The following is a 21,170-nucleotide window of genomic DNA, read 5'->3' as shown; positions in this document are numbered from 1 at the left end:
ATGGCTCAGCTCACCGAGGCAGAGCGGATGCCGCAGGTCACCCCTGCGGCATCCGCCCAGCCCATGCGCAAGGAGGCGGCGTGGCGCCGCCGCGACCGACTCTGGGGGTACGTCTTCGTCGGCCCCCAGCTGATCGGTATGGGACTGTTCGTCGTCCTGCCGTTCGCGGCCAGCCTCGTGCTCGCCTTCGCGGACTGGGACGGCCTCGGTGAGCTGACATGGGTCGGCCTCGACAACTTCGCCGATCAGCTGCAGGACCCGCTGCTCGGCCGCTCGATCCTCAACACCCTGCTCATCGCGATCATCACCGTGCCCATCGGGCTCGGGCTCGCGGTGGTCGTCGCGGTGGCGCTCGAGAAGCTGAAGACCCGCGCGCTCTACCTGGTGCTCTTCTTCTCGCCCGTGGTCACGGCCACCGTCGCGATCGCGATGATCTGGCAGCAGATGTTCCGGGTCGACGGAGTGCTCTCGACCACCATCGCCCGCGTGTTCGGCATCGACCCGCCGAACTGGCTGCAGGATCCCCGTCTGGCGCTGCTGGCGGTGTGCATCGTGACGATCTGGTCGTCGCTCGGCCTCAACGTCGTGATCTTCCTCGCAGGCCTGCAGAACATCTCGCCGTCGGTCATCGAGGCCGCTCGCATCGACGGCGCAGGCGCCGTGCGGCTGCTGCTCAGCATCCGCCTGCCGCTGCTCTCGCCGATCGTGTTCTTCTCGTCGGTGATCGCCTTCATCTCGTCGCTGCAGACCTTCGACATCGTCTACGTGCTCGTCTCGGGCGGCGGACCCGACAACGCGACCAGGACGATCGTGTACCACATCTACGATCTCGGCTTCGGGCGCTTCGAGTTCGGCCTGTCGAGCGCGGCGAGCATCATCCTGCTGCTGCTCACGCTCATCATCACGGCCGTGCAGTTCGGCGCCCAGAAGAAGTTCGTGCACTACGAGGACGACCCGGAATGAGCGGCACCATGACCTCTCCGCTGACCGAGGGCCGCCAGGGCCCGCCCACCGACTCGACGATCGCGATCGTCGCCCCCGGCTCGACCCGCCGGCGCCCCGGTGGCGCGGCGAAGCGCCGCCGCGGGCCCGTGCTGCTGCACATCATCCTGATCGTCGCCGGCATCTCGATGGTCTTCCCGTTCATCTGGATGGTGCTGACCTCGTTCAAGACGCTGCCGCAGCTGCTGCAGAACCCGCTCGAGTTCCTGCCGAATCCGTGGACGGTCGACAACTACAGCGAGGCCTGGAACGCCGTGCCGTTCGGGCAGGCGTACCTCAACAGCGCCTACATCACCGTGCTGGTCGTCGTCGGCACTCTCATCACCGCGTCGATGGCGGGGTACGCATTCGCGCGCATCCGGTTCAAGGGCAGCAAGGTGCTCTTCATCGTCTTCCTCGCGACGCAGATGATCCCCGCGCAGGTGACGCTGATTCCCTTCTACCTGCTGATGTCGAACCTCGGCTGGGTCGACTCGCACCTCGCGCTTATCGTGCCGGGCATGATCGCCAACCCGTTCGCCGTGTTCCTCATGCGCCAGTTCGTGCTCTCGCTGCCGAAGGAGCTCGAGGAGGCGGCTCTCGTCGACGGCGCAGGGCGCCTGCGCACCTTCTTCAGCATCGTGCTGCCGAACCTGCGTCCCGGCCTCGCCGCGCTCGCGATCATCACGGCGCTTGGCGTGTGGAACGCCTTCCTGTTCCCCCTCGTGCTGCTGAACTCCCCTGACCTGTTCACGGTGCCGCTGCTGCTCACCTCGTTCCAGGGCCAGCACGGCTCGATCAACTACGGCCTCGTGATGGCGGCCTCGGCGATCGCCACCGTGCCGATGCTCATCGTGTTCGTGATCGGTCAGCGCAAGATCCTCAACAGCATGGCCGCGTCGGGGCTGGGTGGCCGATGATGACGGATGCCCTGACGACGGATGCCATGACGCTCGCCGCACTCGCCGGCCGGCACCTCGACCTCGTCACCGCCCCGTTCACGCTGCCTCGCTCGCGGGTGCTCGTGTTCCGCGCCGAGGACGGCGATGGCGTGCGCGTGCACACCTCGGAGTACGAGAAGCGGCTGAGCGCCTGCCGGGTGCTGGATGCCGTGCGCGTGACCGACGCCGAGGGCCGTGCGCTCCCGGTGACAGATGTGCAGCCGCACCGGATCGCCTTCGGCGACGGGTCTGCCGAGTCCGCCACCCTCACCTTCGACGGTGCGGGCGCGCTGAGCATCGGCGGCGTCGACAGTGCCCACGTCGTGCTCGTCCACCCGGACGGCCGCGAGGAGCGGCATGCGCTCTCGGATGCCGGCATCCGGATCCGCGTCGGCGCCGATCGCTCGGTCGCCGTCGAGCCGGGCCACCACCCTGCCGCGCTCGCCGCGTGCGAGCGGCAGTGGCTCGAGTGGTTCGCGAAGTGCCCCCTCGTGCGCGACGACCTGCAGCAGATGGCCGCGTTCTGCTGGTGGGTGCTCGGCGCGAACATCGTCGAGCTGCCCTCGCTGGGCGATGCCCGCGCGGTCGTGCCGTCGAAGATCGGCTACGTGGGGCTGTGGCAGTGGGACGCCTACTTCATCGCCGTCGGCCTTCGCCACGGAGACCCGGAGCTCGCCCGCGAGCAGCTCGAGATCGCGTTCCGCTTCCCGAGCGACGACGGGCAGCTTCCCGACGTGGTGCATGAAGAGGGCATCCTGGCGACCAGCGATGACCTTCCCGAGAGCGACCGGGCCACCCTGCGCCGTGCGGGTTCGCAGATCGCCGACCCGTCGAAGCCCGTGCCGCTCACCAAGCCGCCTCTGGCCGCCTGGGCGCTGGGCAAGGTGCTCGAGGTCGAGGATGCGCCCGAGTGGGCGCGCGAGCAGCTCGGGCAGGTGATCCGATCGCAGGACTGGTGGTTCGCCGGCTCCGATCTGGACGGCGACGGGATGCCCGAGTACGGCCACCCCTATTCGTCGGGTCTCGATGACAGCCCCATCTTCGACGGGCCGATCCCGACCGCGGCGCCCGACCTCGGCGCGTATCTGGTGTGTCAGGACCGCGAGATCGCGGCTCTGCTCGGCCGGTACGCGCCGGATGCCGATACGGCCCGCTTCCTCTCCCGCGCCGAGCGCACGCAGTCGCTGCTCGACGAGATGTGGGATGCCGATGCCGGTCGCTTCCTCGCCCGCGGGGCGGGGGAGGAGATCCGCTCGGACACCGTCGTGGGGCTCATGCCGCTGCGCACGGGCACGCTGCCCGACGGCATCCGGGACTCGCTGCGCGCAGCCGTCGACGACCCCGCCCGCTTCGCGCTCGAGTGGGGTCTGCCGACCGTCGCCGCCTCCGATCCCGACTTCTCGCCCGAGCGCATGTGGCGCGGGCCGATCTGGGTCAACACCAGTGCACTGATCGCCGAGGGGCTCGAGACCTCCGGCTTCCCGCAGCGTGCTCGCGAGCTGCGCGAGCAGACCGTGCGCCTCGTGGTGCACGGCGGCGGCCCGCACGAGTACTACAACCCGCGCACGGGGTTCAAGGCCGAGCGTGCCACGACGGCCTTCGGCTGGTCGGCGGCGCTGTTCATCGACCTCGCCGTCGCGCTCAGCTGACCCCTTTCGTGCGCGCTCCGCTTCCGCGGATGCGCGTCAGGCCCGCGCTCCAGATGCCGGGCGGATCCCCCTGATCCGCCCGGCATCTGCCATGTCGGCGTCCTTTCGCGGTGGGTAGGCCGGTGTTGCGCAATGGACCCCGGCCACTGGTGTTATCGTCACCACGCGTGTACTGTATGCAATATCCAATTACGTGACGAGGAGGTCATGATGAAGCGACGCGGGATGCTGGCAGCCGCACTCACTGCGACGGCGGCGGTCGCCCTGACGGGATGCGCGTTCGGAGGCGGGACTCCCGCATCCGTTGGTGCCGACCTCGAGAAGGACGCCGCGGCCTCCGGAGAGATCACCATCTGGTCGTGGGACGTCGCCGCGACCGCGCTCGAGCGGCTCGGCGCAGAGTACGAGAAGCAGCACGACGGTGTCACGATCACCGTCGTCGACATCGGCTATGACAACGCGTACGACAAGATCTCGGTCGGCCTGCAGGCCGGCACGGGCCTGCCCGACATCATCACGCTCGAGACCGACAAGAACCAGAGCTACCTGAGCCAGTTCCCGAAGGCGTTCACCGACCTGTCCCCGGTGTTCGGAGATGCGAAGGGCGACTTCGACCCGTTCAAGTGGGACACGGGAACGGATGCCGACGGCAAGCTGCGCATGGCGCCGTGGGACTCCGGCACCGTCGGCCTCTTCTACCGCACCGACTACTTCGAGGCGGCCGGCATCGACCCGGCATCGGTCACCACGTGGGACGACCTGGTCGCGGCAGGCGAGAAGATCAAGGCCGAGACCGGCAAGACGCTGCTCACCGCCGACCTCTCGGCAGGCGGCCCGTTCTCGATGATGCTGCAGCAGCAGGGCCAGGGCCTGTTCGACGAGAACGGCGACATCGCCGTCAACAGCCCCGAAGCGGTGCAGACGCTGACTCTGCTGCAGAGCATGCAGCAGAAGGGCCTGATCAAGAACGCCAAGGGCTGGGATGCGAGCGTCACGAGCGCCAAGGACGGCGACTCGGCCGTCACCCCCGAGGCGGTCTGGTGGATCGGCACGCTCGAGGGCGAGGCGCCCGAGCTCTCGGGCACGTACGCCGTGCGTGAGCTGCCCGTCTTCGCCGAGGGCGACGCCGCGACGTCGAACAACGGCGGATCCGGCCTCGCCATCCCCACGCAGGCGAAGAACCCGCAGCTGGCCGCGGACTTCATGGAGTTCGTGCTGGCGGATGCCGAGAACCAGGCCGGCATGATGAAGGCCGAGGGTCTGTTCCCGTCGTACCTGCCGGCCTTCGACTCCGACTACTTCCAGCAGCCGAGCGAGTACTTCAGCGGCCAGCAGGTCTTCCAGACGTTCGGCGAGCTGACGAAGCAGATCCCGACGATCACCTTCACCTCCGACCAGTCGGTGGCGGCCGACGCCGTCTCGAACGCGGTCGCCGCGGCCGTGCTCAACGGCGAGGACCCCAAGAAGGCGCTCGACGACGCGGCCGCGCAGATCGCGAACTCGACAGGTCGGAAGATCGCGGACTGATGGCCGTCGTCAGTCCCACCCGGGGTGACGCCGCCACGCGGCGCGCCCCGGGGCCCGCCCGCAGGGCAGGGTCAGGGCGCCGGTTCGGTGCGCGCATGCAGCGACCGGGCATGTGGTTCGTGCTGCCCGCCGCCGCTCTGCTCGTCATCTTCTTCGCCTATCCGCTCGCGGTCTCGCTCATGCAGAGCTTCTTCCGCACCGAGGGCGGCGTCTCGACCTTCGTCGGTCTCGACCAGTACGCCCGGATGCTGCGCGACCCGCTCGTGGCGAAGAGCCTCGGCAACGCGCTGCTGATCCTCGTCGTGCAGGTGCCCCTGATGATCGCGCTCGCCGTCGGGCTGGCCTACCTGCTGAACCAGTCGTGGCTGAGGTTCCGCTCGGGCTTCCGGCTCATCACCTTCCTGCCCGCCATCACGACTCTCGTCGCGTACTCGGTGGTGTTCCGCGTGATCATGACGACCGACGGCGGCCTGCTGAACCAGGCGCTCGGGCTGTTCGGCGCTGGTCCGATCGACTGGCTCAACAACGACTTCTGGGCGCGGGTCGCCGTGATCGCCTCGATCACCTGGCGCTGGACCGGCTACAACATGGTGATCATCCTCGCCGGTCTGCAGGCCATCCCGCCCGAGCTGTACGAGGCGGCTCGCATCGACGGCGCGGGGCGCTGGCAGACGTTCTGGCACGTCGTCGTTCCGCAGCTGCGCCCGGTGCTGATCTTCACCAGCGTCACCTCGACCATCGGGGCCCTGCAGCTGTTCGACGAGAACTTCATCCTCACGGGCGGCGGGCCCAACAGCGCCACGCTCACGCCGGTGCTGTACCTGTACAAGATCGGCTTCCAGCAGTTCGACTTCGGCTACGCGAGCGCCATCGCATGGATGCTCGTCGTGCTCACCGCGATCATCGCGCTCGTGCAGTTCCGCATCATGAGGGAGAAGCCGTGACCACTCAGCTGATCACGACCGGAAGAGCGCGCCGCACGGGCGTCCCCGAGCGCCGCGGCGAACCGCTCGCACGCCGGATCCTGCTGCGCGCGCCCGTCTACGCGCTGCTCGTCTTCGCCGGCATCCTGGCCCTCGTGCCGTTCCTGTGGATGGTCATCGCCTCGACGCACAAGACCTCGGATCTGTTCGTCACCCCGCTGCCCCTGCTGCCGGGCGGGGAGTTCTGGCAGAACCTCGGCCGTCTGCAGGAGAGCATCGGGTTCGGGCAGGTGATGCTCAACAGCGTGCTCGTCGCGGTCATCTACACCGCGTTCAGCGCGATCGTCAGCGTCATGTGCGGCTACGGCCTCGCGACCTACCGCTTCCGCGGGCGCGGGGTCCTGCTCGGGGTCATCCTCGTGACCATGATGATCCCCATGCAGGTGCTGCTCGTCCCGCTGTTCCAGATGATGGCGAGCATCGGCTGGATCGACAGCTATCAGGCGCTCATCGTGCCGTTCCTGGCGAACGCCTTCGGCATCTTCCTCATGCGCCAGGGCTTCCTCGACTTCCCGGTCTCGCTCATCGAGGCGGCGCGCATCGACGGGGCGTCCGAGCTGCGCACGTTCTACCGGATCGTGCTCCCGGTGGCGCGGCCGCAGATCGCGGCGCTGATCATCTACACGTTCATCAGCCAGTGGAACTCGTTCATCTGGCCGCTGCTCATGCTGAACACCGAGTCGAACTACACGATCCCGGTGGCGCTGAACACGATGATCGGCCTCAGCCGGGTCGACTACTCGGGGCTCATGCTGGGCTCGCTGCTGGCGACCCTGCCGCTGTTCATCCTGTTCCTGGTGTTCCAGAAGCAGTTCGTCGCCGGCCTGCTCGGCGGCGCGGTGAAGGGCTGAGGGCAGCCGCCGGACGCGGGTCAGGCGGTGAAGTACGCCGAGGACGCGTTGTCGAGGATGCGGCGCATGCCCTGCATCCAGTTGACCTTCAGCGCCTCTACCGCGGCCGGCACGTCGCCCTCGGCGAGGGCGCGGGCGATCGCCGCGTGCTCTGCCGCGACCCGCTCGACCTTGACGTCTTCGGCGACGAGCAGCGACTCGTAGCGGTGGAACGAGCCGCGCACGCTCTCGATCACGTCGAGCAGGCGCCTGTTGGGGCACACCGAGAGCATGACCGCATGCCACTCGTCGTCGCGGCTGATCACGAGGCTGTGCTCGACGAGCTCGTCCTTGAAGGCATCCGCCAGGGCGACCAGGCGCTCGCCGACCTTCTTCAGCTCGTCGATCGGCGACAGCTCGAGGGCCAGGCTCTCGAGAGCGGCCATGACCGGGGCGAGGTCCTCGAACTCACCGGCGCTGAGCGGAACGAACCGGAATCCCTTGCCGTTCTCGCTCGTGATCTGGCCTTCTGACTCGAGGGCGATCAGCGCCTCACGCAGGGGAGTGCGGCTCACACCGAGCTCCGCAGCGAGCTGAACCTCGTTGATGCTCTCGCCGGGCTTGGCGAGCCCCGTGCGCATGCGCGCGAGCAGCTCGTCGCGCACCTGAGACCTGAGGTTCTTCCGTTCGATCGCCATGTCGTTCCCTCCCGAGCGTCAGCCTACGGCTTGACCGGTCCCCGGATTCGCCTTAGTGTTGTGTATACAGAATACATTGGACAATGCATCTCGTCCACACATCTCAGTGAGGAGCCCCCGTGACCCAGCACCGCGACGACGAGCGCATCCGGGAGGTCCGGATCGACGCCCTCGCCTACGGCGGCGACTACAACCCCGACCAGTGGTCGGAGGAGACCTGGCACGAGGACATCCGCCTCATGAAAGAGGCCGGCGTCACGATGGTGAGCCTGCCGATCTTCAGCTGGCCGCAGCTCGAGCCCGAGCCCGGTGTCTATGACTGGGGCTGGCTCGACCGCATCATCGACCTGCTGCACGAAGCCGGGATCCGCATCGACCTCGCCACCGCGACGGCCACCCCGCCGTCGTGGCTGCTGCGCGAGCACCCCGAGATGGGTCCGTGGGATTCCGAGGGCCACCGGCTCGAATTCGGCTCCCGCCAGACCTACTGCCCGTCTTCGCCGATCTGGCGCGAGAACGTCGCCCGCATGACCCGCGCGATGGCCGAGCGCTACGGCGAGCACCCCGGCCTCGCGATGTGGCACATCTCGAACGAGTACGGCGACCACGTCTCGCGCTGCTGGTGCCCCGAGTCGGCCCGGCACTTCCGCCGCTGGCTGCAGAACCGCTACGGCGACCTCGACGGACTCAACGAGGCCTGGGGCGTCAACGTGTGGGGTCAGCGCTACACCTCGTGGGACCACATCGAGACCCCGAAGAAGGCACCAGGGCCCATCAACCCCACGAAGCTGCTCGACTTCGAGCGGTTCTCGTCGGATGCCATGCTCGAGCTCTTCCAGATCGAGATCGACGTGCTGCGCGAGGTCACGCCCGACATCGCGGTCACCACGAACTTCATGAGCATGTTCCGCGACCTCGACTACTGGGACTTCGCCGCAGTCGAAGACATCGTCACCGACGACGCGTACCCCGAGCCGGCAGACCCGACCTCGCACGTCGGCGCCGCGCTGAACTACGGGCTCATGCGGTCGCTGAAGGGCGGGCGTCCGTGGCTGCTGCTCGAGTCGTCTGCGAGCGCGACCAGCTGGCGCGACATCAACGTGCCCAAGGCGCCGGGAAAGATCCGTGTCGAGAGCCTGCAGGCCGTGGCACACGGCTCGGACGCGGTCATGTTCTTCCAGTGGCGCCAGGCCAAGTACGGGCAGGAGAAGTTCCACTCGTCGATGCTCGGTCATCGCGGCGAGCGCTCGCGCAGCTACCAGGAGACGAAGGCGCTCGGTCTCGAGCTGCGCAAGCTCGAACCGGTGCGCGGCACACGGGTGCGCTCTCGCGTGGCCCTCGTCGTCGACTGGGACTCGTGGTGGGGCTCGAGCGCGATCGAGTCGCTTCCCTCGCAGCGTCTGCAGTGGGCCCAGCAGGCCCGCGCCTGGCACCGTGCGCTGCACACGCTCGGCCACCCGGTCGACACCGTGCGCGCCACGGGCCCCTTCGAGAAGTACGACGTCGTCGTGGTGCCCAACCTCTACATCGCCGAGGAGCCGCAGGCCGAGGCGTTGCGGGGCTTCGTCGAGCGCGGCGGTCACCTGATCGTCGGCCCGTTCTCGGGAGTGGTGGATGCCACCGAGAAGGTGCACGACGGCGGCGCGCCCGGCCCGCTGCGCGACCTGCTCGGCATCGAGGTCGATGAGCAGTGGCCGATCGCCGACGGTCTCGTCGAGCGCATCGCGTACGGCTCGGCCGATGCGGCGCCCGGCACGCTCGACGTGCCCAGCTGGGCGGAGTGGATCGAGGCGGATGCCGATGTCGACGTGCGCGGTCGCTACGCGTCCGGAGTGCTCGACGGGCTGCCCGCCGTCACCCGGCGCAGCAGCGGCACGGGCTCGGCGAGCTACGTGAGCGCCATGCTCACACCCGACGGCATGATCACCGTGTTCGCCGATCTGCTGCGCGCTGCGGGGCTTCCCGTCCGCGATCAGATCGACGCGAACGCCGAGGCCGTCACCCGCTCCGACGACGAGACCGACTACACGTTCCTGCTCAACCACGGCGCACAGCCCGTGGCGTTCCGGGTTCCGGCATCAGGCATCGACCTCCTCACCGGGGCCGAGGCCGCCGAGGTCGTCGAGCTCGACGGCTACGGCGCCGCGGTCGTCGCCTCTCCCCGCGCGGCCGAGATCCCCTTCATCACCCTGACCACACCCACTGCGAAGGAGCAGGCATGACGCAGCCGTTCGTGCATCCGTACATCCCCAACACCGCGCCCGAGTCGCGCGCGGCGATGCTCGCCGCCGTCGGCGCCGCGTCGGTCGACGAGTTCTACGCCGACGTGCCCGAGTCGCTGCGCCTCGGTCGTCCGCTCGACCTGCCGGCGCCGTTCGTCGCCGAGCAGGACCTCGCCCGCCACGTGCGCGGCCTGCTCGCGAAGAACCGCTCGACGCAGGAGCGACTCAGCTTCCTCGGCGCGGGCACCTACAACCACTACGTGCCCGCCGTCGTCGACGAGGTCATCGGACGCAGCGAGTTCCTCACCGCATACGCCGGCGAGCCCTACGAAGACCACGGTCGCTTCCAGGCGCTGTTCCAGTACCAGTCGCTGATGGCCGAGCTGCTCGAGATGGACGTCGTGAACGTCCCGACCTACGACGGCTACCAGGCCACCGCCACGGGGCTCACGATGTCTGGCCGCATCACCGGCCGCAGCCGCGTGCTCGTCGCGAGCGACGTGCTGCCGGCCAAGCTCGCCAAGGTGCACGACTACGTGCGCGCCCACCTGACCCTCGAGCACGTCCCGACGGCCGGCGGCACCGCCGACGTCACCGCGATCACCGCGGCGCTCGGCGACGACGTCGCCGCCGTGTGGATCGAGACCCCCAGCGCGACGGGAGCCGTCGAGGCCGCCCTGCAGCAGATCGCGGATGCCGCGCACGCGGCCGGCGCGGTCGTCGTGGTCGGCACCGACCCCATCGGCTACGGCGTGCTCACCCCGCCGGCGCTGCACGGCGCCGACATCGTCACCGGCGACATCCAGTCGCTCGGCCTGCACCAGTGGTTCGGCGGTGCCCACGGCGGCTTCATCGCGGTGCACGACGACACGCGCTTCGTCATGGAGATGCCCTCGCGCCTGTTCGGACTCGAGTCGACCGACGTGCCAGGCGAGTACGGCTTCGGCGACGTCGCCTACGACCGCACCTCGTTCGCACACCGCGAAGAGGGCAAGGAGTGGGTCGGAACGGCCGCGGCCCTCTGGGGCATCGCCGCCGGCGTCTACCTCGCGCTCATGGGACCCGAGGGCATGGCCGAGCTCGGCGAGACGCTGCTCGCCCGCACCCGCTACGCCCAGCAGGCACTCACCGCGATCCCAGGCGTGACCCTCGACGACGACGCCGTGCACCTGCGCGAGTTCACCGTGACGCTGCCCGTCCCGGCATCCGAGGTCATCCGCAGCCTGCGCGAGAAGGGCATCGAGCCCGGCGTCGCCGTCGGCGAGCACCGCCTGCTCGTGTGCGTCACCGAGATGACCACGCAGCCAGACATCGACACCCTGGCCTCGGCGCTCGCCGCGGTCACCGCCCCCGCCTTCGCAGAGGAGCAGAACTGATGGCCCTCCCCGTCGCACCCAAGCCCGCCCTGCGCCGCTTCCAGCAGGCCCGCTGGGACGAGCCGATCATCTTCGAGCTGTCGACGCCCGGCGAGCGCGGCGTGCTCGTCTCGCAGGTCGAGCCCGGCATCCGGGATGCCGTCGGCGACGTCGTTGCCGACCTGCCCGTCTCGCTGCGCCGCCCCTCGAAGGCGAAGCTGCCCGAGATGGGCCAGATGCGCGTGCTCAAGCACTACCTGCGCCTGTCGCAGGAGAACCTGGGCGCCGACTTCAACGTCGACATCGGCCAGGGCACCTGCACCATGAAGTACGCGCCGAAGATCAACGACCAGCTCGCCGGCGCACCGCAGGTCACCGCCATGCACCCGCACCAGGATCCCGCCGACGCGCAGGGCGTGCTCGAGATCCTGTGGCAGCTCGAGCGCATGCTCGCCGAGATCTCGGGCATGGACGAAGTGTCGCTGCACACGCAGGGCGGCTCGGCCGCGATCTGGTCGAACATCGCGATGATCCGCAAGTACCACGAGGCCAACGGCGAGGGCGAGCAGCGCCGCGAGGTCATCACCACGATCTTCAGCCACCCCTCGAACGCCGCCGCCGCGAAGGCCGCCGGCTACGAGGTCATCACCGTGTATCCGGATGCCGAGGGCTACCCCTCGCTCGACGCGCTGAAGGCCGCGCTCTCGCCCCGCACCGCGGCGATCATGGTCACCAACCCCGAGGACACCGGCATCTACAACCCGGCGATCAAGGAGTGGGTCGACGCGGCGCACGCCGTCGGCGCGCTCGCCTCGTACGACCAGGCGAACGCCAACGGCATCCTGGGCATCACCCGCGCCCGCGACGCCGGCTTCGACGTGTGCCACTTCAACCTGCACAAGACCTTCGGCACCCCGCACGGCTGCGGCGGCCCCGGCTCGGGCGCCAACGCGGTGAGCTCGGCGCTCGCGCCGTTCCTGCCCGGTCCGCGCGTGGTGCGCGAAGACGACGGCACGTTCGCCGTCGCCGAGGCCGGCGCGCAGTCGATCGGCGCGGTCGGCCCGTTCTTCGGAGTGATCCCCGCGCTCGTCAAGGCCTACTCGTGGATCATGGCGCTCGGCGCCGATGGCCTGCTCGCCGCAGCCGAGACCGCCGTGCTCAACAACAACTACCTCATGGCGAAGGTGCTCGAGATCCCCGGAGCATCGGCGCCGTACGCGACCGGACGCCGCCGCATCGAGCAGGTGCGCTACTCGTGGGAGGAGCTGTATCAGGAGACCGGCATCTCGTCGGAGGAGATCGGCATCCGCATGTCGGACTTCGGCATGCACTACTGGACCAGCCACCACCCGTACGTCGTTCCGCAGCCGTTCACGCTCGAGCCCACCGAGTCGTACTCGATGGCCGAGCTCGACGAGTACGCCGCGACGCTGGCCGAGGTGGCGCGCGAGGCCCGTGAGACCCCGGAGGTCGTGCGCACCGCCCCGCACAACCAGACCGTGCACCACACCCACCACGAGGATCTCGACGACCCGGAGCGCTGGGCCGTCACGTGGCGCGCCTATCAGCGCAAGCACTTCGCCGAGGCGTGATCGCGTGATCGGACTGGTCGTCAACCCTGTCGCCGGAGTCGGCGGGCCCGCGGGCCTCGCCGGCTCCGACGGCGCCGAGGTGCAGCGTCTCGCGGTCTCGCGCGGCGCGCACTCCCGCGCGCAGGAGCGGGCGACCGTCGCACTGCAGACGCTGGCGGCCAGGCATCCGTCGCTCGTCATCGCCACCGCGGCGGGGGCGATGGGCGCCGATGCCGTGCGCGCCGCTGGCCTGGAGGCCCGTGTCGTGTACGACCCCCGCGGCGGGGCGACCCCGGCTGCGTTACCGAGCACAGGAGAATCCGCGAGCACAGGAGAATCCGCCGTGGATGGTCCTGTACCGGCGAGTCCTCCTGTTCTCGTGCGGCCCGCGACCTCGGCATCCGACACCTCGGCGGCCGTCGCCGCGCTCGCCGAGGCCGGGGCGACGCTGATCCTCGTGGCTGGAGGCGACGGCACGCTGCGTGACGCCGCCGCCGGGCTCGCCGGGTTGACGTACGCAACTCAGGAGAGTCCTGGTCGATCGGTCGCAGTGGACGCCCCGCAGGCCGGTTCCCCCGCGGAGCTCCTGAGTTGTGAACGGCAGCCGGCCGTGCTCGGCATCCCGTCCGGCGTGAAGATGTACTCGCCGGTGTTCGCCGTCAGCCCGCGGGCAGCCGGCTCGCTCGCGGCCGACTGGGTCGACGGCGGGCTGCCCGTCACCGAGCGCGAGGTGCTCGACATCGACGAGGCGGCGATGCGCCGCGCGCGCGTCGAGCCGCAGCTGTTCGGAATGTTGCGCGTGCCGTTCCGCATCGGTCGCACGCAGGCGCGCAAGGCCGCCACCCCTGCCTCCGAAGCCGCCGCCGTCGCCGCGGCCGCTCGTGGCGCGGTCGCCCGCATGCAGCCGGGCATCCGGTATCTGCTCGGACCGGGCGGCACGACCGCCGAGATCGCCAGGCAGCTCGGCATCGAGAAGTCGCCGCTGGGCGTCGACGTGATCCTCGACGGTCGGCGGCTGCTGTCGTCGGCGAGCGAAGAGCAGCTGCTCGCCGAGATCGCTCTGGGTCCTGCCCAGGCGGTCATCACGGTGATCGGCGGCCAGGGGTTCCTGCTCGGCCGCGGCAACCAGCAGCTCTCTGCAGCCGTCATCCGTGCGCTCGGCGACGACCCTCTCCTGGTCGTGGCACCGGAGCAGAAGATCATCGACCTGCACGGCCGCCCGCTCATCGTCGAGACCGGCGATCCCGCTGTCGATGCACGACTGACGGGCCACATCCGCATCATCACCGGGGCGTCGACCACCAGCCTGTACGCTGTCGCCGCGCCCGAGCTCGTTCCCTGATCACTCGACACCGACCCGCAACGAAGTAAAGGAATCCTCATGCGTCTCGAGAACAAGAAGGCCATCGTCACCGGTGGCGCCGGAGGCATCGGCCGCGCGACCTCGCTCGCCTTCGCGGCCGAGGGCGCATCGGTCGCCGTCGTCGACCTCAACGCCGAAGCCGCCGAAGCCGTCGCCGAAGAGATCCGCGCCGCGGGCGGCACCGCCGTCGCCATCGCCGCCGACGTCTCGAGCGAAGACGACATCGTCCGCGTCGTCGAGACGGCGAACGAGGAGCTCGGCGGCATCGACGTCGTGTTCAACAACGCCGGCATCATCCGCCGCACCACCGCCGTCGAGACGACGGTCGAGGAGTGGGATCGCGTGTTCGGCGTGAACGTGCGCGCGATCTTCCTCATGTGCAAGCACGTCGTGCCGATCATGAAGGCGAACGGCGGCGGCTCGATCGTCAACACCGGCTCGGGCTGGGGCCTCAAGGGCGGCGGCCAGGCGATCTCGTACTGCGCGTCGAAGGGCGCGGTGGTGAACATGACGCGCGCGCTGGCCATCGACCACGGCCCCGACGGCATCCGCGTCAACTCCGTCAACCCCGGCGACGTCGACACCGGGATGCTGCGCGAAGAGGCCCGCCAGCTGGGGCAGGACCAGACCGGGTTCCTGGCCGAGGCGGCCGAGCGCCCGCTGAACCGGATGGGCCAGCCGAGCGAGATCGCGGCCGCGGTCGTGTGGCTGGCCAGCGACGAGGCGTCGTACGTCACCGGGTCGGCGCTCGTCGTCGACGGCGGCGGCATCGCCTGACGCCCGCGGCGACATCTGCGACCCGGGCGGCGGATGCCAGGGCGCGCGCTGCCCGCCGGGAGTATCCTGACCGCAACCGAGCGAGGAGGCGTCATGGTTCCCGAGATCAACTACTGGGCCGTGCTGGTCGCGACCGCGTCGAGCATGGTGGTCGGCGCGATCTGGTACGCGAGGGGAGTGATGGGCGAGCGCTGGGCGCGCCTCGCGGGCGTCGATCTCGAGCATCCGACCCGCGGGCCGCTGTGGCCGATGATCACCACGGTGCTCGTCAGCTTCGTGACCGCCTGGGTGCTCGCGGGAGCCGCGACCATCGCCTGGCACTTCTACGAGGGCTCGTACTTCTGGGCATCCGTCGTCACGTCGGTCACGCTGTGGGCCGGTTTCACGGCTGCCCGCTTCATCACCCACGATGCCTTCGAGGGGCGCTCGACCCGGCTGACCACGCTGAACATCGCGCACGAGCTCGTCACGGTCGTCGTGATGGCGCTCATCATCGGCGCGTGGCCGCCGGCAGGTCTCTGACACCCGCGGGTCTCCGACCCCGGCATCCGGATGCAGTTCGGGCCCGCCCCCCAAGAATGGGGACGGGCCCGAACCGCGGCAGCGGAGCCTGCCCGGCGTCTGCGATCGCTACGCGGCCACGCGGGCGACGGCGGCGATCGCGCTCTCGAAGAAGCCCAGTCCGTCGACTCCCGAGCGCATCGCGGCGCTCGTGTCGGGGCCGAATCCGGCCTCGGTGGCGTGCTCGGGGTGCGGCATCAGGCCGACCACGTTGCCGCTCTCGTTCGTGAGGCCAGCGATGTCGCGCAGCGAGCCGTTCGGGTTGACGCCCGCGTAGCGGAACGCGACCAGGCCCTCGCCCTCGAGCCGGTCGAGGGTCTCGTCAGCTGCGATGTAGCCGCCCTCGCCGTTCTTCAGGGGGATGACGATCTCCTGTGCCTTCGAGAACGTGTTCGTCCACGCGGTGTCGTTGTTCTCGACGGTCAGCCGCTGATCGCGACGCACGAAGTGCTGGTGGTCGTTGCGGATCAGGCCGCCGGGCAGAAGGTGCGCCTCGACGAGCATCTGGAATCCGTTGCAGATGCCGAGCACGGGCATGCCCTTGGCGGCGGCGTCCTTGACCTCGGCCATGATCGGCGAGAGCGCCGCGATCGCGCCGGAGCGCAGGTAGTCGCCGTAGCTGAAGCCGCCGGGCAGCACCAGAGCGTCGACGCCCTCGAGGTCGTGCGAGCCGTGCCAGAGGGCGACGGGCTCAGCGCCGGCGATGCGCACCGCGCGCTGCGCGTCACGGTCGTCGAGCGAACCGGGGAAGGTGATGACGCCGATGCGCACGCTCACTGCGCGACCTCGACTCCCACGACATCCTCGATGACGGAGTTCGACAGCACGTCCTCGGCGAGGCGGCGGGCCTCGGCCAGCACCTCGTCGGTGACCTCGCCGTCGACGGTGAGCTCGAAGCGCTTACCGATGCGGACCTGACTGAAGTTCTCGACACCCATGCGGGCGAAGGCGCCGGAGACGGCCTTCCCCTGCGGGTCGAGCAGTTCGGCCTTGGGCATGACGTCGACGACGATGGTGGGCATACCCCCGATTCTAGGCGATGACAGGGGATCCGCATGCCGTCGAGACGACCGACGGTGGCCGACCCCGGCGGCCGTTGTCAAGGGGTGCTCTCGGGCGTGCGGCGGTGCGCGGCGCGTGGCTATGGTCGCCTCATGAAGACGTCTCGCCTCGCCCTCTCTGCGCTGGTCTGCGTGGCCGTCGTCGGGCTCTCCGGCTGCGGCATGCGGATTCCGGCCGACCCGCACGGCACCATCGAGCGCGTCGAGGGCGGCACCCTTCGGGTCGGCGCCACCGAGCTCTCGCCCTGGGTGGAGCTGGATGCCGGTGGCGAGCCGTCCGGACTCGAGCCCGAGCTGGTGACGGAGTTCGCCGAGACGCTCGACGCCGAGGTGCAGTGGGCGACCGGCAGCGAGGCGCTCCTGCTCGACGCCCTGGAACGCGGCGAGATCGACATGGTGATCGGCGGATTCCGCGACGACACCCCGTGGACCGAAGGCGGGGCCGTCACGCGGCCCTACACCGAACGGCGCACCGAGCACGGCGTCGAGAAGCACGTGATGATCGTGCGGATGGGCGAGAACGCGCTGCTCAGCGAGCTCGAGACGTTCCTGCACGAGGAGGGCGCATCATGACGACGCGATTCGGTCACACCGAGCTTCCGGAGGAGCAGGAGAAGGCGCTGCGCGCGGCCGTCCGGATCGAATGGGGCTCTCTGGCCTTTCTCGCGGTGGCGATCACGGGCGTCTATCTGGTGATGGGCAGCTCACAGGCGATGAAGGCCGCCTGGGTCGAGGATCTGCTCTCTCTCGCGCCGCCGATCGCGTTCCTCGTGGCCGTGCGCATCGTCAACAGGGCGCCGAACGCCCGCTACCCCTACGGGTACCACCGCGCGGTCGGCGTCGCGCATCTGGTGGCCGGCGTCGCGCTGTTCGCGATGGGGGCCTTTCTCATCATCGACTCGGCGATCGGGCTGATCAGCGGCGAGCATCCGCCCATCGGCACGGTCGTGCTGTTCGGTCATCCGATCTGGCTGGGCTGGCTGATGATCGGCGCGCTCGCGCTGACGATCCCGCTGCCCATCTGGTTCGGCCGGGTCAAGATGCGGCTGGCCAAGCAGCTGCACGACAAGGTGCTCTACGCCGACGCCGACATGAACAAGGCCGACTGGATGACCGCGGCCGGGTCGATCGTCGGCGTTCTGGGAATCGGCATCGGATGGTGGTGGACGGATGCCGCTGCCGCGATCTTCATCGCCGGCAGCATCCTCTGGGATGGCGTGAAGAATCTGCGGGCGGCGATCACCGACCTCATCGACACCGCGGCGACGACCTTCGACGACGGGAAGAGGCATCCGCTCACCGGCCGGATCGACGAGCTGCTGCGGGGGCTTCCGTGGGTGGCGGAGGCGGGGTCGCGCGTGCGCGACCAGGGTCACGTGCTGCACGTCGAGTCGTTCGTCGTGCCCCGCGACGGCCGGATGCCGTCGCTCGAGCAGATGACGGATGCCAGGGATGCGTGCATCGACCTGGACTGGAAGGTGCAGGACATCGTGCTCGTGCCGATCGACCGCCTGCCGGAGGAGGTCGGCGGCGCCCGCACCAGGCAGTCGGAGCGGAACATCTGAGCAGACACCCCGCTCGGGCAGTGCGACCCGGGCGGAACCAGGACAGCCCGGCCGAAGCGACGCACCCCCCGGCGGTGCTTCGACCGGGCCAGCCGATGAGTCCCCACTCGTCGGCGCCTGCGCGCAGAGCCCTCAGGCGCAGATGAGTCCGGCGGCTATCAGGCTAGAGTCGTCGCAGCAGATGCGCATCGTGGAGAGCGTCGACGTCGATTGCTCTCCAATGCGCCGGTCGACCGCAGCGACCTCGGGGGAGAAGAGAGCATGAAGCTCAGCGCGCTCGCAGCGCAGAGCGGCGTCAGCACGACGACGCTGAAGCACTGGATCAGGGTGGGCATGATGCCCGTCGGATCGTTGAAGAACCGCACCACGGCGGTGTACGAGCAGCGGCACGTCGAGCGCGCGAGGCTCATCCTCGTGCTGCGCGACATGTACGGTGCATCGACCGCCGCGATCCTGTCGCTGACCGGGTTGATCGACACGCCCGGCGTCACCACGCTCGAGGTCATGAACGCGTGCCAGGAGTTCGCGCTCGGCGTTCCGGACGACATCGCTGCCGACCCTGCGGTCGCCGAGTTCCGTGAACGGACGCACGAGCTCATGCGCCGGCGCGACTGGCGCGGATACCCGGGTGCGGCGGAGCGCGGGCTCACCTACGCCCTCGCGCAGGCGTCGGAGGTCGGTCTCGACTACGACGTCGAGACTCTCATGCAGTACGCCGACGCCCTCGAGCCGCTGGCCGGCGGCAACGTCGCAGCCCTCCGGCCAGACGGGTCGCCCGACGAGGTGGCGAGGCGGATGCTGCTCGCGGTGAACGCCCGTGCCCGTCAGCTCGTCGCGATCAGCAGCCTCGCCCACGCTGCGGCATCCGTCCGCTCCGCGATCGAGCGAGGCGTCGCTCCTGCCGACATCGCCCGGCCCCCGGCCCGCTGACGGCCGTCGCCGGTTGTCGGATCCCTCGGACGATTCGAGCGCCGGTCGGAGTGTCGGCGTGTGCCACGCCGGTGCCGAACCGGATGCTCTGGTGCTTCCGACCTGGGTCAGGCCGAGTGGAAGACGGTGTGCAGGTCGCCGATGACGTCGCGTCCGCCGAGGCCGTCGATCTCGAACAGCACGCTGATGCCGGCGACCGCGTACCCGAGGTTCTCGACGATCTCGCGTCCGGCCGCGAGGGTGCCGCCCGTGGCGAGCACGTCGTCGATCAGCAGGATGCGGGTTCCTGAGGGCAGGTCGTCGTGCATCTCGACCGTCGCCGAGCCGTACTCGAGCGCGTAGTCGACCGATGCCGCGGGGCGGGGCAGCTTGCCGGCCTTGCGGATAGGCACGAAGCCGACGCCGGCGGTGATCGCGGCTGCTCCGGCGAGGATGAACCCGCGCGCCTCGATGCCCGCGACGACGTCGAACGATCCGGCGAAGGGCTCGATGAGCGCCTCGGTGGTCACGCGCAGCGCCTCGGCATCGGCCAGCAGCGGAGTGATGTCGCGGAACAGGATGCCCGGCTGCGGGTAGTCGGGGATCGAGGCGATCAGGGACTCGGCGCGTGCCAGTTCGGAGTTCACCGATCAAGGGTACCGAACGGGACTCCGGTGAAATCTGTGGGAGCGCTCCCAAGGCAGTCGTGGCATCATGTTGTCATGACGCGAACCTTTCCCGAGGGCTTCCTCTTCGGCGCCGCCACCGCCGCCTACCAGATCGAGGGTGCGGCCTTCGAGGACGGCCGCACGGCATCCATCTGGGACGCCTTCGCGCGCGTTCCCGGTGCCGTCGTGGGCGGCGAGAACGGTGACGTCGCGTGCGACCACTACCACCGCTACGCCGACGACGTCGCGCTGATGAAGCGGCTGGGCCTGCAGACCTACCGCTTCTCGACCTCGTGGTCGCGCGTGCGCCCCGACGGCGGCCCCGTCAACGCCGCCGGGCTCGACTTCTACAGCCGGCTCGTCGACGAGCTGCTCGCGGCCGAGATCGTGCCGTGGCTCACACTGCACCACTGGGACATGCCGCAGGCGCTCGAAGAGCAGGGCGGCTGGACGAACCGCGACATCGTCGCCCGCTTCACCGACTACGCGCTCAGCGTGCACGACGTGCTCGGCGACCGTGTGCAGCACTGGACCACCATGAACGAGCCGTGGTGCTCGTCGTTCCTCTCGTACACCGCCGGGGTGCACGCGCCGGGACGCACCAGCATCCGCGACGGACTGCTCGCCTCGCACCACCTGCTGCTCGCCCACGGCAGCGCCGTGCAGGCGCTGCGCGAACGCGATGCCTCCCTCGACATCGGCATCACGCTCAACCTCACGGTGGCCGACCCCGCCGACGTCGACGACCCGCTCGACATCGACGCCGCCCGCCGCATCGACGGGCAGTTCAACGGCTGGTTCCTCAGCCCCCTCTTCCACGGCGAGTACCCGGCCGACATCGTCCGCGACTTCCGCGAGGTCGACCCGGCGGCTGTCGCCGAATGGCAGGATGCCGTGAAGCCGGGCGACCTCGACATCATCTCGGCCCCGCTCGACGCACTGGGCGTGAACTACTACCACGGCGAGCTGCTGTCGGGGCATCCGCAGCCGGGCGGAGGAGACCCGCATCAGACCGAGGGTCAGCAGCGCGAGACGCGCTCGCCGTTCCCCTCGAACGAGGGCATCCACTGGGTCGAACGCGGCCTGCCGCGCACCGGCATGGACTGGGAGGTGCAGCCCGAGGGGCTCACCCGGCTGCTCGTGCGCGTCGCGAACGACTACTCGGGCGACGTGCCGCTCTACGTCACCGAGAACGGCGCCGCCTACGACGACGAGGTGGGGCCGGAGGGCGAAGTGGCCGACGTCGAGCGCACCGACTTCCTGCGCGCGCATGTCGAGGCGACGCTCGACGCGATCGAGCAGGGCGTCGACGTGCGAGGCTACTTCTACTGGTCGCTCATGGACAACTACGAGTGGGCATGGGGATACGCCAAGCGCTTCGGCATCGTGCGCGTCGATTACCAGACGCAGCAGCGGACGATCAAGCAGAGCGGCCAGGAGTACGCTCGGATCATCGCCGCACACACCGGTCGCTGAGCGACGGCGCTCAGCCCGGCGGCGACACGCACG

At 69.6% G+C, this 21,170-nt stretch carries 20 protein-coding genes; 16 read left to right on the top strand and 4 right to left on the bottom strand.

Going from position 1 to position 21,170, the window contains the following annotated elements; genetic code table 11:
* The 6 genes from AB0N59_RS02745 to AB0N59_RS02720 all read left to right on the top strand — a co-directional run bounded on the left by AB0N59_RS02745 (position 1) and on the right by AB0N59_RS02720 (position 6,932).
* Positions 1-963 (top strand): sugar ABC transporter permease, encoded by a 963-nt coding sequence (locus AB0N59_RS02745; RefSeq protein WP_363478369.1) that lies wholly within the window; start codon positions 1-3, stop codon positions 961-963.
* Between the two features lie 8 nt (positions 964-971).
* The gene (locus AB0N59_RS02740; RefSeq protein ID WP_363478366.1) at positions 972-1,901 is read left to right on the top strand and encodes a carbohydrate ABC transporter permease; all 930 of its coding nucleotides are present in this window, start codon (positions 972-974) and stop codon (positions 1,899-1,901) included.
* Positions 1,898-3,571 carry a hypothetical protein gene (locus AB0N59_RS02735; RefSeq protein WP_363478363.1) on the top strand — a complete coding sequence of 558 codons (1,674 nt, stop codon included), beginning with the start codon at positions 1,898-1,900 and terminating at the stop codon, positions 3,569-3,571. Before AB0N59_RS02740 ends, AB0N59_RS02735 begins: the two co-directional genes overlap by 4 nt.
* A gap of 207 nt (positions 3,572-3,778) precedes the next feature.
* Complete coding sequence (locus AB0N59_RS02730; protein WP_363478360.1) at positions 3,779-5,098, top strand: sugar ABC transporter substrate-binding protein; 1,320 nt, start codon at positions 3,779-3,781, stop codon at positions 5,096-5,098.
* 95 nt (positions 5,099-5,193) lie between these two features.
* The gene (locus AB0N59_RS02725) at positions 5,194-6,042 is read left to right on the top strand and encodes a sugar ABC transporter permease (RefSeq protein ID WP_363478357.1); all 849 of its coding nucleotides are present in this window, start codon (positions 5,194-5,196) and stop codon (positions 6,040-6,042) included.
* Positions 6,039-6,932 (top strand): carbohydrate ABC transporter permease, encoded by an 894-nt coding sequence (locus AB0N59_RS02720; RefSeq protein WP_363478354.1) that lies wholly within the window; start codon positions 6,039-6,041, stop codon positions 6,930-6,932. Before AB0N59_RS02725 ends, AB0N59_RS02720 begins: the two co-directional genes overlap by 4 nt.
* 20 nt (positions 6,933-6,952) lie before the next feature.
* Here AB0N59_RS02720 and AB0N59_RS02715 read toward each other — a convergent pair whose 3' ends face one another.
* Complete coding sequence (locus tag AB0N59_RS02715; protein WP_363478351.1) at positions 6,953-7,609, bottom strand: GntR family transcriptional regulator; 657 nt, start codon at positions 7,607-7,609, stop codon at positions 6,953-6,955.
* Between the two features lie 119 nt (positions 7,610-7,728).
* Here AB0N59_RS02715 and AB0N59_RS02710 point away from each other — a divergent pair, with 119 nt between their 5' ends.
* From AB0N59_RS02710 to AB0N59_RS02685, 6 genes are all read left to right on the top strand, one after another.
* A complete protein-coding gene (locus tag AB0N59_RS02710) occupies positions 7,729-9,831 on the top strand; it encodes a beta-galactosidase (RefSeq protein ID WP_363478348.1) in 2,103 nt (700 codons plus the stop codon).
* Positions 9,828-11,207: an aminomethyl-transferring glycine dehydrogenase subunit GcvPA gene (gene gcvPA, locus AB0N59_RS02705; RefSeq protein WP_363478345.1), complete on the top strand. Its 1,380-nt coding sequence runs from the start codon at positions 9,828-9,830 to the stop codon at positions 11,205-11,207. The genes AB0N59_RS02710 and gcvPA overlap by 4 nt, the downstream gene beginning before the upstream one ends.
* A complete protein-coding gene (gcvPB, locus tag AB0N59_RS02700; RefSeq protein ID WP_363478342.1) occupies positions 11,207-12,778 on the top strand; it encodes an aminomethyl-transferring glycine dehydrogenase subunit GcvPB in 1,572 nt (523 codons plus the stop codon). Before gcvPA ends, gcvPB begins: the two co-directional genes overlap by 1 nt.
* Before the next feature lie 4 nt (positions 12,779-12,782).
* Entirely contained in the window at positions 12,783-14,099 is a 1,317-nt protein-coding gene (locus tag AB0N59_RS02695; protein ID WP_363478340.1) for an NAD(+)/NADH kinase, read from the top strand.
* A gap of 39 nt (positions 14,100-14,138) precedes the next feature.
* Complete coding sequence (locus tag AB0N59_RS02690) at positions 14,139-14,897, top strand: SDR family oxidoreductase (protein WP_363478337.1); 759 nt, start codon at positions 14,139-14,141, stop codon at positions 14,895-14,897.
* A 93-nt stretch (positions 14,898-14,990) separates the two neighbouring features.
* Complete coding sequence (locus tag AB0N59_RS02685; protein WP_363478334.1) at positions 14,991-15,419, top strand: DUF1761 domain-containing protein; 429 nt, start codon at positions 14,991-14,993, stop codon at positions 15,417-15,419.
* A 108-nt stretch (positions 15,420-15,527) separates the two neighbouring features.
* On the opposite strand, the gene purQ is transcribed toward AB0N59_RS02685, so the two are convergent.
* Both purQ and purS read right to left on the bottom strand, forming a co-directional pair.
* Entirely contained in the window at positions 15,528-16,235 is a 708-nt protein-coding gene (gene purQ / locus AB0N59_RS02680) for a phosphoribosylformylglycinamidine synthase subunit PurQ (RefSeq protein WP_363478331.1), read from the bottom strand.
* Positions 16,232-16,480: a phosphoribosylformylglycinamidine synthase subunit PurS gene (gene purS, locus AB0N59_RS02675; protein ID WP_363478328.1), complete on the bottom strand. Its 249-nt coding sequence runs from the start codon at positions 16,478-16,480 to the stop codon at positions 16,232-16,234. Before purS ends, purQ begins: the two co-directional genes overlap by 4 nt.
* Before the next feature lie 132 nt (positions 16,481-16,612).
* On the opposite strand from purS, the gene AB0N59_RS02670 reads away from it, so the two are divergent.
* The 3 genes from AB0N59_RS02670 to AB0N59_RS02660 all read left to right on the top strand — a co-directional run bounded on the left by AB0N59_RS02670 (position 16,613) and on the right by AB0N59_RS02660 (position 19,014).
* Positions 16,613-17,092 (top strand): transporter substrate-binding domain-containing protein, encoded by a 480-nt coding sequence (locus AB0N59_RS02670; RefSeq protein ID WP_363478325.1) that lies wholly within the window; start codon positions 16,613-16,615, stop codon positions 17,090-17,092.
* Positions 17,089-18,084: a cation diffusion facilitator family transporter gene (locus tag AB0N59_RS02665; protein ID WP_363478322.1), complete on the top strand. Its 996-nt coding sequence runs from the start codon at positions 17,089-17,091 to the stop codon at positions 18,082-18,084. The genes AB0N59_RS02670 and AB0N59_RS02665 overlap by 4 nt, the downstream gene beginning before the upstream one ends.
* 261 nt (positions 18,085-18,345) lie before the next feature.
* The gene (locus tag AB0N59_RS02660) at positions 18,346-19,014 is read left to right on the top strand and encodes a MerR family transcriptional regulator (protein WP_363478319.1); all 669 of its coding nucleotides are present in this window, start codon (positions 18,346-18,348) and stop codon (positions 19,012-19,014) included.
* Positions 19,015-19,121: 107 nt separating this feature from the next.
* Here AB0N59_RS02660 and AB0N59_RS02655 read toward each other — a convergent pair whose 3' ends face one another.
* Positions 19,122-19,640 carry an adenine phosphoribosyltransferase gene (locus AB0N59_RS02655; RefSeq protein ID WP_363478316.1) on the bottom strand — a complete coding sequence of 173 codons (519 nt, stop codon included), beginning with the start codon at positions 19,638-19,640 and terminating at the stop codon, positions 19,122-19,124.
* 75 nt (positions 19,641-19,715) lie between these two features.
* On the opposite strand from AB0N59_RS02655, the gene AB0N59_RS02650 reads away from it, so the two are divergent.
* Positions 19,716-21,137, top strand: a complete 1,422-nt coding sequence (locus AB0N59_RS02650) for a GH1 family beta-glucosidase (RefSeq protein WP_363478313.1) — start codon at positions 19,716-19,718, stop codon at positions 21,135-21,137.
* Positions 21,138-21,170 lie beyond the last annotated feature (33 nt).

The sequence above is a fragment of the Microbacterium sp. NPDC089321 genome, assembly GCF_040684935.1.
In the GTDB taxonomy this organism is placed as follows: Bacteria; Actinomycetota; Actinomycetes; order Actinomycetales; family Microbacteriaceae; genus Microbacterium.
This window is presented reverse-complemented; position numbering and strand designations above follow the sequence as displayed.

Coding starts and splice junctions, on each gene's coding strand:
- AB0N59_RS02730 (WP_363478360.1), top strand. CDS start 3,779: ATGATGAAGCGACGCGGGATGCTGGCAGCCGCACTCACTGCGACGGCG.
- gcvPA (WP_363478345.1), top strand. CDS start 9,828: ATGACGCAGCCGTTCGTGCATCCGTACATCCCCAACACCGCGCCCGAG.
- AB0N59_RS02745 (WP_363478369.1), top strand. CDS start 1: ATGGCTCAGCTCACCGAGGCAGAGCGGATGCCGCAGGTCACCCCTGCG.
- purS (WP_363478328.1), bottom strand. CDS start 16,480: ATGCCCACCATCGTCGTCGACGTCATGCCCAAGGCCGAACTGCTCGAC.
- AB0N59_RS02660 (WP_363478319.1), top strand. CDS start 18,346: ATGAAGCTCAGCGCGCTCGCAGCGCAGAGCGGCGTCAGCACGACGACG.
- AB0N59_RS02670 (WP_363478325.1), top strand. CDS start 16,613: ATGAAGACGTCTCGCCTCGCCCTCTCTGCGCTGGTCTGCGTGGCCGTC.
- AB0N59_RS02665 (WP_363478322.1), top strand. CDS start 17,089: ATGACGACGCGATTCGGTCACACCGAGCTTCCGGAGGAGCAGGAGAAG.
- AB0N59_RS02690 (WP_363478337.1), top strand. CDS start 14,139: ATGCGTCTCGAGAACAAGAAGGCCATCGTCACCGGTGGCGCCGGAGGC.
- AB0N59_RS02725 (WP_363478357.1), top strand. CDS start 5,194: ATGCAGCGACCGGGCATGTGGTTCGTGCTGCCCGCCGCCGCTCTGCTC.
- AB0N59_RS02650 (WP_363478313.1), top strand. CDS start 19,716: ATGACGCGAACCTTTCCCGAGGGCTTCCTCTTCGGCGCCGCCACCGCC.
- AB0N59_RS02715 (WP_363478351.1), bottom strand. CDS start 7,609: ATGGCGATCGAACGGAAGAACCTCAGGTCTCAGGTGCGCGACGAGCTG.
- gcvPB (WP_363478342.1), top strand. CDS start 11,207: ATGGCCCTCCCCGTCGCACCCAAGCCCGCCCTGCGCCGCTTCCAGCAG.
- AB0N59_RS02735 (WP_363478363.1), top strand. CDS start 1,898: ATGATGACGGATGCCCTGACGACGGATGCCATGACGCTCGCCGCACTC.
- AB0N59_RS02740 (WP_363478366.1), top strand. CDS start 972: ATGACCTCTCCGCTGACCGAGGGCCGCCAGGGCCCGCCCACCGACTCG.
- AB0N59_RS02685 (WP_363478334.1), top strand. CDS start 14,991: ATGGTTCCCGAGATCAACTACTGGGCCGTGCTGGTCGCGACCGCGTCG.